Origin of the sequence: Desulfonatronovibrio magnus (assembly GCF_000934755.1) — a bacterium.
Classification (GTDB): domain Bacteria; phylum Desulfobacterota; class Desulfovibrionia; order Desulfovibrionales; family Desulfonatronovibrionaceae; genus Desulfonatronovibrio; species Desulfonatronovibrio magnus.
Window position 1 is genome coordinate 1 of record NZ_JYNP01000121.1, and the last position, 5,058, is coordinate 5,058.

Here is a 5,058-nt window from a genome sequence, read left to right on the forward strand (position 1 = left end):
AAGTACGTCCAAAATTCAGAGGACCTAATCTCAATATTCAACTCATGTATCGGCAAGAAGTTCAAGCTGGACTGTGGACATCATCTCTCAATCAGGCCCGGCTGCCATTTAACAAACAACTTTGTAGTCTACCAGGGCACAAAACAGGTGATTTGTACCCTATGCGCTTACTCTTAAAACATTCAAAGGAGAACCAAAAATGCCTACAGTAAAAGAATTATTTCATCCCTCATTCCCTGAAATCCCATGGTCAGTAAGGGATAAACATGACTTTGAAAACTATGTTCCCAGCAAAACAGAGTATCAATTCAGACCCGAAAAAACTGCAGATTTCCTGGGTTGGTTACAGTTTGGCGGCTTATCGTGCCTTATCTCTGGCCCTACGGGATCTGGCAAATCCAGTCTTGTAAATGAAGTAGCAGCCCGGAGTAACATCCCTGTATTCCCTATCGTAGGCCATAACAGACTGGAATGGTTAGACCTGGCAGGACAGTATGTACCCAACGATAAAGGTGGGTTCACTTACGAGTACGGACCTCTGCCTATGGCTATGAAAGCAGGCGGGATATTCCTGTTCGATGAGATTGATTTGGTAGATCCAAGTACCTTGGTAGCTCTAAACTCTGTACTGGACGGACGGCCTTTGGTCCTCTCAGCCAATAATTCTGAGGTGATAAAACCCCACAACGACTTCAGGCTTGTAGCTACTGCAAATACTACCGGACACGGTGATGGTGAAGCTAACGGCTACTCTGGGACCCTCAAGATGTCCAGAGCCTTTATGAACCGCCTGCAGTGGACCTTCAAGGTGGATTATCCGGAGCCTGAAGTAGAGATTCAGATAGTGGAGGGCATTACGGGCAACAAAGAGATAGCAAAGAAGATGGTGGATTTTGCAGGTGAGGTAAGACAAGCGCATAAGTCTGAAGAGGCCCACATTCCCGACACCATGTCCACCCGGGAAATAAGGGAATGGGCTAAGGCTGCGCTGTTTTTCCAGAAAGTACCCAGAATTAACAATCCCCTATCTGAAGCTCTGAAATATGTGCTGTTAAACAAATGCAGTAAAGACGGTCGCCCTGTTATCTCTGAAATCTATCAACGTATCTTCAACCAGGAGTTATAAAATGAAAGACCAAATATTTGAAAATTCAGTTGGATTAATCTTGGACATAAAGCTCTGGAGTGGCTCCAAGAACCTCAAGGCAGAGGACTTCAAAGACGTGGAGCTCCCGCCTGAAGACCTTATTTCTCTGGGATCTAAAAGAATACATGCCAAAGAAAAGTTTAAACCCATACAGCAGGTCCGTACCAAAACACTGACCTATCTGGAAAGCGTGGCTGTATCTCTCTATTCCGGAAAAATCTGGATCATCCCAGAAGCCAGAAAGTCAGAAGTAGAAAGTGCCCTGAAAAACTTTGTCAGAGAATTCACCCAGGAGAAGGCTCTGTTCCTTTCCAGGTTCGACAAAGACCAGCAACAGTGGTTGGAGCAGAACAGGAAATGGTCAAGGATAATCGCTCCGTACCTTGAAACACCGGAGAGCGTAGAGAAGAAATTCTGTTTTACCTGGAGGACCTTTAAGATGTCTGCATCTGAGCAAGTAGCAGATGACCTGACTGGCAGTGTGCTCCACGAGATAAGTCATATCTCGGAGGATGTGTACCAGAGCATAAAGGGCAATGAACGGGCAACACAGAAGAACCTGAAGCGCATTGAACGGCTACAGGGTAAGCTGCAGGGCTTAGCCTTTGTACAGCCAGGAGTTGTAACCATTGAACAGGAGCTGTCTAAAATCATGGGCGAGCGGGATACTGGAGGTGCCCTGCATGGACACGATCTATTCCGGTTAATCAGATTACTCATCCAGCTCAAGAACCCAAGTATATTGAAGGACATCCTTGAGGCAACAAGAAGTGGAATAGACTATCAGTTCAAGTACGACGCCCCACAAAAGACTACTACCCTACCCCCAATACCACACAACCAACCCAGGCTACCCGAGGCCTGGTTCTAAAAGGAGTACAAAGTAATGCTATCACCCCCACAGATGATCAGTCTGGCTACAACACTGGCCCGGAAAAACAAGGTAAACGTGAAGTTTGATAATTCCAGCACAGCAGCCACAGACGGCAAAACCATAACTCTCCCCCTGACCAGCAGGGAAAGTTCCTGGATCGTCAGGGGCTACCTGGATCACGAGATAGGACATGTCAGGTTAACGAATTTCCAGAGCATCCCCAAGAAGACAGCTCTACATAAGTCATTATGGAATATCCTGGAAGATTGCCGCATAGAATACAAAATGGCAGAGCTTTACCCTGGCATGGCTACGAATTACAAAAAGCTCGTAGCAGAGCTTCTAAAAGCTGAACCTGGGATATTCCAGTTAAACCTAGGCGATAATCCGGCGAGTATAATCTGCGGGTATCTGGTCCTACTGTTAAGAACTCAGCACTTGAAGCAAACCGCACTGAATAGCCTTGCAATACATGCAGACCAGGTCTTCCTGGATACATTCGGCCCTGAGCTACAAAAGGATTTGCTGGATACTGTAATGCCTTACTCAAAGGTGGATAGCCCTGAAGATGTATCGGATATGGTTGAGGCCTTGGTGCAGTTACTCGCTACACACTTGCAGAAGCAGAAACAGAAGCAGGAAAGGCCTAAGCCGGAGTCTGAATCTGACAAAGATACCAGTGATACACAAACACCTAATTCCACTAATCCACAAAATGACTCACCAGACCCCAGTATTCCACAATCCACGAAGGACCAAGATAATCAACCAGGCAACTCAGAACACCCCATTGAGCAGGCTCTGAACTCCACAGAGGAAGAACAGGATATAGGCTCTCAGCTGAGGAACATGGCTCTCAAGGCTGAATCCCGGGATACGCTCCGAGTAGCAGGCTCAGCAAAAGAACAGGTCATCCGGGAATTTGGCTATACAGAACAGGAGATCAAAGCCTCAACCCAGCTGGTCTCTAAGTTATCTGCAAACCTTAGAGGCCTGCTGCAGGCTCAGGTATTGGATCATTCCAAACCTGGATTATCTGGTAACAGAATAGCCAGAAACCTGGTACACAAGATTAGAACAGGTGAACCCAGGCTATTCCTACGCCGCTCCCCTGTAAAACAGGTTAATACCGCTGTGCATGTCCTCCTGGATAACTCAAGCTCTATGCGTAACTGGAACAGGTTCGAGATCGCGAAGACAACTACAATGGCTCTACTAAAGTCTCTAAGTTATGTACGAGGCATTAACCTGGCTCTGAGTATATTCCCGGCAGTGTATCCATATCGCCTTAACGGAGATTCTGAGACAGTGCCTGTAGCTGAAATTATGCCACACGGAAGAAACCATACCAGTAAACTGCTCTATCCAGCCAAGGCTAAAGGAGACACACCCTTGGCTCCAGCTGTAATGCTTGCTGCAAGTAGGTTATGCGGCCTGACTGAACCCAGAAAGGTCCTGCTGATCCTGACAGACGGAGATCCCGACAGTAAATTAGAAGCAGAGACTGCAATTCAAGAGGCCATTGACCTGAATATTAAAGTAGTATGCCTGGGGATTGAGGAAGTAGCTCATCCTGAGATATTCCCGATCTATGGGGTCGTAAAGGATGTTAAAGACTTGCCTAGTAAGGCTTTTAAACTTTTTGAGAGACTCTTAACCACACAACCATAAAGGAGAGATATATGCTCCAACAAAATAACTTACCGGAACTCAGAAAACCACAACCCCCGAAGCTGGACGAGCGCTTTATGATAAACCTTAAAGGTAAAGATTTTGTAACGTACGCTGGATTACTGGATTTGGCCCATCAGCAAGGTCTGGTAAAACTTGAAGTCCAGCCCTTACAAATGCCTACAGAGGACAACGGACAGATGGCTATATGCCTGGCTACAGCTGTAACTTCTGGGGGTAAGGTCTTCTCAGACCTGGGCGATGCATCCCCAAGGAATACAAACAAGATGATTGCAGCCCATCTGATCCGTATGGCTTCTACAAGAGCAAAGGCCCGTGTGCTGCGGGATATTACAAACATTGGAATAACAGCCCTGGAAGAACTGGGAGGGGAAGAGTATCCCAGCAGTAATAATAACAATGGCAATGGAAACGGCAAATTACCGGGCATTACTGAAGCTCAAAAAAGAGCTATAGCCAACCTGGGAAGAATCAAAGGCTACACTAACCAAGACCTGAACGAAGTGTCTAAAGAGATATTTAACCGTGAAGTATCCAGGCTTAGTGCTCAGGATGCCTCTGAGCTGATCATTAAACTTCAACAACCTGAATAGGAGGAAAACATGGGAAATTCAAATGGAGAGTTAATAACTGCAATTGCAACGGTCATTGTAGGGATTTTAAACGCAATCGGTTCTGATCAGGGAGGGAAATAACAATGTGGTCAGTAGTTAAGATGGGAAAATTCCTGGGCGCAGATGTAGCAGAGTCAGAGCGTATCTTTGAAAATGAAGTAAAGGCAAGAGAGTACGCTGCCTTTATAATCAAGCAATCCGGTGTGTATGGCGTGATGCTTGATTACTACGATAATTAACTTTGGAGGTAAAAAAATATGCAGGATGCTCATGGAGTTACTTCAATAGGCGCCAAGCTGAGACAAGAGATCCGGCGTAGTAGAATGAGCTACCACGAGCGTAAACATTACTTCTGGAAGCGTTTGTGTTTGGTATCATGGTGTATGTTGGTTGGTTTAGCTACTGCCTGGAGATTTACTGGATAAGAGGGATGGGGCTGGCAACTTCATTGCTGGCCCCTCACAGAGAAATATTGCACTTAGAATTTTTGAAAAAAAAAACAGTTGACATTATAATGATCGTAAGATAATTTATTCAAGTGTTCCGAGTTAGGATAGCTTAGCATAAAGTGAAACCCAAGTTAAGATAACTTAACATAAAGTGAAGCCTAAAGTTAAGGTAACTTAACATAAAAGTGAAACCCAAAATGAGATAGCTTAGCGTAAAGTGAAACCTATAGTTGTTATGCGCTTAACTTGGAACACACCTCACAAAGACCTACAGCGGAAAAA

At 45.4% G+C, this 5,058-nt stretch carries 5 protein-coding genes; all 5 read left to right on the top strand.

Annotated features, from left to right (window positions below; translation table 11 throughout):
* The first annotated feature begins 199 nt into the window (after nt 1-199).
* The 5 genes from LZ23_RS11295 (at nt 200) to LZ23_RS24130 (ending at nt 4,566) form a co-directional block, all read left to right on the top strand.
* Entirely contained in the window at nt 200-1,126 is a 927-nt protein-coding gene (locus LZ23_RS11295; RefSeq protein ID WP_052507328.1) for an AAA family ATPase, read from the top strand.
* Between the two features lies 1 nt (nt 1,127).
* Nucleotides 1,128-2,018 (top strand): DUF3150 domain-containing protein, encoded by an 891-nt coding sequence (locus tag LZ23_RS11300; RefSeq protein ID WP_045214248.1) that lies wholly within the window; start codon nt 1,128-1,130, stop codon nt 2,016-2,018.
* A gap of 15 nt (nt 2,019-2,033) precedes the next feature.
* Entirely contained in the window at nt 2,034-3,692 is a 1,659-nt protein-coding gene (locus LZ23_RS11305) for a vWA domain-containing protein (RefSeq protein ID WP_045214249.1), read from the top strand.
* Between the two features lie 11 nt (nt 3,693-3,703).
* The gene (locus LZ23_RS22620) at nt 3,704-4,306 is read left to right on the top strand and encodes a hypothetical protein (RefSeq protein WP_052507329.1); all 603 of its coding nucleotides are present in this window, start codon (nt 3,704-3,706) and stop codon (nt 4,304-4,306) included.
* Between the two features lie 104 nt (nt 4,307-4,410).
* Nucleotides 4,411-4,566, top strand: a complete 156-nt coding sequence (locus LZ23_RS24130; protein ID WP_157493205.1) for a hypothetical protein — start codon at nt 4,411-4,413, stop codon at nt 4,564-4,566.
* Nucleotides 4,567-5,058: the final 492 nt, after the last annotated feature.

Excerpts from the sequence above, each read along its gene's own strand:
- LZ23_RS11295 (WP_052507328.1), top strand. The coding sequence starts at position 200 with ATGCCTACAGTAAAAGAATTATTTCATCCCTCATTCCCTGAAATCCCA.
- LZ23_RS11300 (WP_045214248.1), top strand. The coding sequence starts at position 1,128 with ATGAAAGACCAAATATTTGAAAATTCAGTTGGATTAATCTTGGACATA.
- LZ23_RS11305 (WP_045214249.1), top strand. The coding sequence starts at position 2,034 with ATGCTATCACCCCCACAGATGATCAGTCTGGCTACAACACTGGCCCGG.
- LZ23_RS22620 (WP_052507329.1), top strand. The coding sequence starts at position 3,704 with ATGCTCCAACAAAATAACTTACCGGAACTCAGAAAACCACAACCCCCG.
- LZ23_RS24130 (WP_157493205.1), top strand. The coding sequence starts at position 4,411 with ATGTGGTCAGTAGTTAAGATGGGAAAATTCCTGGGCGCAGATGTAGCA.